This is a genomic window from Peterkaempfera griseoplana (assembly GCF_001418575.1).
Taxonomy (GTDB): Bacteria; Actinomycetota; Actinomycetes; order Streptomycetales; family Streptomycetaceae; genus Peterkaempfera; species Peterkaempfera griseoplana.
In genome coordinates, this window is sequence record NZ_LIQR01000596.1 from 1 (window position 1) to 4,880 (window position 4,880).

A 4,880-nucleotide genomic window follows, 5' to 3' on the forward strand; every position below is an offset into this window, starting at 1 on the left:
GCGCCGCACAGCCCTGGCGCTCACCCTCACCACCCTGCTCTCCCTGCTGGGCCTGGGCGCCGCCACCCAGCACGCGGCCGCCGCCGAGACGCTGATCTCGCAGTCCCGCCCGGTCACCGCCTCGTCCATGGAGAGCGCCAACTTCCCCGCCGGGGCCGTCGTCGACGGCGACCCCGCCACCCGCTGGGCCAGCACCTGGAGCGACCCCGCCTGGATCCGGATCGACCTCGGGGCCGGCGCCACCGTCTCCCGGGTGGAGCTGGACTGGGAGGCCGCCTACGCCGACGCCTTCCAGCTGCAGACCTCCGACGACGCCACCACCTGGACCACCGTCTACTCCACCGGCACCGGCACCGGCGGCGTGCAGAACCTCGCCGTCTCCGGCAGCGGACGCTATCTGCGCCTCTACGCCACCCACCGGGCCACCGGCTACGGCTACTCGCTCTACGAGATCAAGGCATACGGCACGGCGAGCCTGCCCACGGACGGCTACGTCCTGGCGAACCCCCAGGTCACCGGGGTCATCCCGTCCACCTACACCCCGCCGCACGCCTACTTCCACGAGTTCCAGGCGAACTGCTCGGCCAACCACAACCTGCCCGACGACCCGATCGTCTACCCGGGGCAGGCCGGCAAGTCCCATATGCACACCTTCATGGGCAACACCACCACCAACGCCGGCTCCACCCTGGCGTCGCTCCAGGCGGGCGGCACCACCTGCCTCGCCCCCGGGGACAGGTCGGCGTACTGGATGCCGACCCTGTACGACGGCAGCACCGCGATCAACCCGGTCGGGGTGCAGACCATCTACTACAAGAGCGCGATCAACGACTACACCAGCGTGCGGCCGTTCCCGCCGGGCCTGCGATTCGTGGTCGGCAGCCCGGCGGCCACGGCCAACGAGTTCGCCACCGACCCGGGCTGGGTGGCCGGCTGGGAGTGCGGCGACAGCTACCACAACATCGACCTGCCGGTGAACTGTCCGTCCGGCGGCCAGGCCGAGATCCGCTACCAGGCTCCCAGCTGCTGGAACGGTCTCTACCTGGACACCCCCGACCACAAGAGCCACATGGCCTACCCGGTCAACGGCGTCTGCCCGGCGGACCACCCGGTCGCACTGCCGATGATCGAGTTCAAGATGGCCTTCCCGGTCAACGACGCCGACCTCTCGCAGCTCCACCTGTCGAGCGGGCGCGGCTTCTCCTTCCACTACGACTTCTTCAACGCCTGGGACGCACCCACGCTCGCCGCGATGGTGAACCACTGCATCGTCGGCGGCCTGCAGTGCGACGCCCGCGGCTACGACCAGAACCAGCCGGAGAAGGGCGCCGCGCTCAACGCGCAGTACCTGCTGCCCTGATCCACCGGTCCCGGTCCGTTCCCCGGACCGGGACCGTCCCGTGGACCGCGTCCGTCCCGCAGGGCGCGTCCGTCCCGCAGACCGCGTCCGCGGCCGTCCTTGGCACAGAGGGCGGCCGCGGACGCCACCAACCGGAGAGCCGGATCCATGAGAGCAGTCGCAGCCGTACTCCTGACCCTGGCCGCCACGGCGGGCTGCGCCTCCGGCGGCGGTCCCGCGCACGGGGTTCCCGGGGCGGCTTCCGCGGGGGCGCCGACGGCGGGGGCCGCCTCGGCCGGGCCAACCCCCGCCGGGGCGTCCGCGCCCGGGAGCGCCCCGGCCGGGTCCCCCGCCGCGGCCACCGTGATGATCTGTGCGGAGGAGATCCGCGAGGAGATCGCCGGAGCCCTGGGGACCGCCCCCCGGTCCCCGCTCTCCCCGCACTGGGACGGCCATGTGTACTGGTGCGCTTATGACTACGGCGGCGGCCGCAGCATGCGGCTCTCCGTCGAGGAACTCCCCGACCGCCCCACTGCGGCATCCCGGTTCGGCCGGCTGCGGGCCGCCGCGGCCGGCAGCCGTACCGTGCGCGGGCTGGGGGACGCCGCCTTCGCCCGCGGCGACGGGTCGGCGGTGGCCCTCAGGGACCGCATGGTGCTGACGGTCGACGTGAGCCGCCTCCCGGCGGTCTTCGGCACGCCGCCGCGTCCCCGGGCAGGGGTGGCCCTCACCGTCGCCACCACCGTCACGATCTGCTGGAAGGAGCACTGACCGGCACCGGCTGCGCGCCGGTGACCGGCGGGAAACCTCGATAGAGCGCTCTCACGGCATGCTATAAAGAGTTCCATGACCGAAGTCACCCGGTCGGCTGCACGTCGATCCGCCACCCTGGAGGACGTCGCCCGCGTCGCCGGCGTCTCCCGGGCCACCGTCTCCCGCGTCATCAACGGGGTGCGCAATGTCGCCCCGGAGATCCAGGAGACCGTACGCCAGGCCGTGGAGGCCACCGGGTACGTCCCCAACAGCGCGGCCCGTTCCCTGGTCACCCGCAGGGCGGGCGCCGTCGCCCTGGTGGTCTCCGGCACGGGAGCCCGGGACAGTGACGACGAGGCGGCGCGGACCAGGATCTTCACCGACCCCTTCTTCGGCCGGGTGGTCAGCGGCGTCCTCAGCGGGCTGCGCCCCAAGGGACTGCACCCGGTGCTGATGCTCGCGGACGACGCCGACGGCCGGGAACAGGTCCTCGCCTTTCTGCGGCAGGGCAACGCCGACGGCGCCCTGGTGGTGTCCACCCACGCCGAGGACCCGCTGCCCGCCCAACTCGCCCGCAACGGACTGCCGGTGGTGCTGTTCGGCAGGCCCCAGCCACGGGTTCCGGTCAGCCATGTCGACCTGGCCAACCACGAGGGCGCCGCACTCGCCGCGGACCACCTCTTCGCCCGGGGCTGCCGCCGCACCGCGGTGATCGCCGGACCCTCCGCCGTGCCCGCGGCCCGTGAACGGCTGGACGGCTTCCGGGAGGCCATGAAGCGGCGCGGCCTGCCCGATGTCCCCCACGCCGAGGCGGACTTCACCCAGGCGGGCGGCGAGCGGGCGATGACCCGACTGCTGGCCGACCACCCCGAGCTGGACGGCGTCTTCGCCGCCAACGATCTGATGGCGCAGGGCGCCCTGGCCATCCTGCGGGAGCAGGGGCGCAGCGTCCCCGGGGACGTCGCGGTCATCGGCTTCGACGACAGCAGCGCAGCCACCGCGGGCCGCCCGCTGCTCACCACCATCCGGCAGCCGGTCGAGGCCATGGCCGAGGAGATGACCCGGATCCTGCTGGACGGCCTCGACCGCCCGGACCGGCCGGACCGCAGGGCCGTGTCGGTGGTCTTCGAGCCGTCCCTGGTGGTCCGTCAGTCCGCCTGACCCCTTGGGTGTCCGCCGCACGGCCGGCAGACCCAGGGCGCTCCCCAGGCGTGCCCAGGCCGCTGCGCAAGCCCACCACCCACGCGCACCCGGCCGAGCCGCGCCCACCCCGCCGGTCCGGGCGCACCCCGCCCGTCCGGGCCGCCGCGGGGCGGAAAATCCCCCTGCACGGCGCGCTCGGGCGGCCTAGGCTTCCGTCCATGCGTATCGCTCCCATCGTCTAGTGCCGGCACAAGGCCCCACCACCCTTGTGCCCACTCGCGATCACGGAGCGTAATCATCATGGCCCGCCTCTCCGCCCGTCCGCTGCTGCGGAACGGCAACTTCCTTCTGCTGACCTCCGGTCAGGTCGTCTCGTCCGCCGGCGACCAGGTCCAGGACTTCGCCCTGCTGCTCCTGGTGCTGGCCATGGCCGGCTCGTCCGGGCAGGCCGGTCTGGTCCTCGGACTGAACAGTGCGGCGTTCCTGCTCTCCGGGCTCTTCGCCGGAGCCCTGGTGGACCGCTGGGACCGCCGGCGCACCATGGTCTGGTGCGAACTCGGGCGGGCCGCGGCCGCCGGCAGCGTCGCGGCCGCACTCTGGACGGGCCGGCTGACGCTGCCCCACCTCTACGCCTTCGCAGCGGTCGGCGGCATCCTCAGCTCCCTCTTCCAGGCCGCCGGCACCGCCGCCCTGGTCAATGTCGTCGGCCCCGACCGGCTCCCCGCGGCGCTGGCGACCACCCAGGGTGTGCTGGGCGCGGTGCGGGTCGGCGGTGCCCCGCTGGGCGCCCTGGTCCAGGCGGCCGGCCGGGCCGTGCCGTTCGCGTTCAACGCCGCCTCCTTCCTGGTCTCCGCGGTGACCCTGCGGCTGATGCGGGCCTCCTTCCGGACGCGGCGGCCGGCGGCGGACGGCCGCAGCGTGCTCGCGGACATCCGGGAGGGCATCGGCTGGCTCTGGCGCCGCCCGGTGCTCCGTCTGCTGCTGCTGGCCCAGACCGCCGACACCCTGCGCTACGGCGCCGGCTATCTGGTGATCATCTCCCTGGCACAGGCGGCCGGTGCCTCGCCGGTGCAGATCGGCCTGGTCTTCACCGGGGCCGCGATCGGCGCGCTGCTGGGCTCCCTGCTGGCGCCCCGGGCGGCGGCGCGCCTCCCGCTGGGGCGGCTCACCGTGCTGATGCTCTGGGTGGAGGCTCTGACGTTCCCGCTGTACGCGGTGGCTCCGGGGCCGCTGCTGCTCGGGGTGGTGGCCGCGGCCGAGTCGGTGATCGCCCCCATCCACTCGGTGGCCATCAGCAGCCATCGCCTCAGCACCACCCCGGACCGGCTGCGCGGCCGGACCTCGGCCGCCGTGCAGACCCTCACCGCGGGCGCCCTCTCGGCGGGGGCGGCGCTCGGCGGTGCTCTGGTCGCGGTCCTGGGCGCCCGTGCCACCACGCTGGTGCTCGCCGGGTGGCTCGCGCTGCTGGCACTCTCCGTCACCGCCAGCCGCCGGGTCCGCACCGCCGGGAGTGGTGGCTCATTCGCGGGGCCGGAGCGCCGCGATGTGGCCGCGCACCGTTAGGCCCCGGGGCGCACGGGTGTCGCGGCCGGGCGGGCGCGGCGTCGTGCACGGCGGGTCAGCGGTGTCCCGCCGCGGCGGGACA

General features: G+C 74.2%; 4 protein-coding genes. All 4 read left to right on the forward strand.

Annotation, left to right across the window (positions count from 1 at the left end):
* The first annotated feature begins 127 nt into the window (after positions 1-127).
* The 4 genes from AOK09_RS33710 (at position 128) to AOK09_RS33725 (ending at position 4,798) form a co-directional block, all read left to right on the forward strand.
* Positions 128-1,360: a DUF1996 domain-containing protein gene (locus AOK09_RS33710; protein ID WP_217698529.1), complete on the forward strand. Its 1,233-nt coding sequence runs from the start codon at positions 128-130 to the stop codon at positions 1,358-1,360.
* A 147-nt stretch (positions 1,361-1,507) separates the two neighbouring features.
* Positions 1,508-2,110 carry a hypothetical protein gene (locus tag AOK09_RS33715; protein ID WP_157876143.1) on the forward strand — a complete coding sequence of 201 codons (603 nt, stop codon included), beginning with the start codon at positions 1,508-1,510 and terminating at the stop codon, positions 2,108-2,110.
* Positions 2,111-2,185: 75 nt separating this feature from the next.
* Entirely contained in the window at positions 2,186-3,253 is a 1,068-nt protein-coding gene (locus tag AOK09_RS33720; RefSeq protein WP_055591027.1) for a LacI family DNA-binding transcriptional regulator, read from the forward strand.
* Between the two features lie 282 nt (positions 3,254-3,535).
* Complete coding sequence (locus AOK09_RS33725; RefSeq protein ID WP_055591028.1) at positions 3,536-4,798, forward strand: MFS transporter; 1,263 nt, start codon at positions 3,536-3,538, stop codon at positions 4,796-4,798.
* Positions 4,799-4,880: the final 82 nt, after the last annotated feature.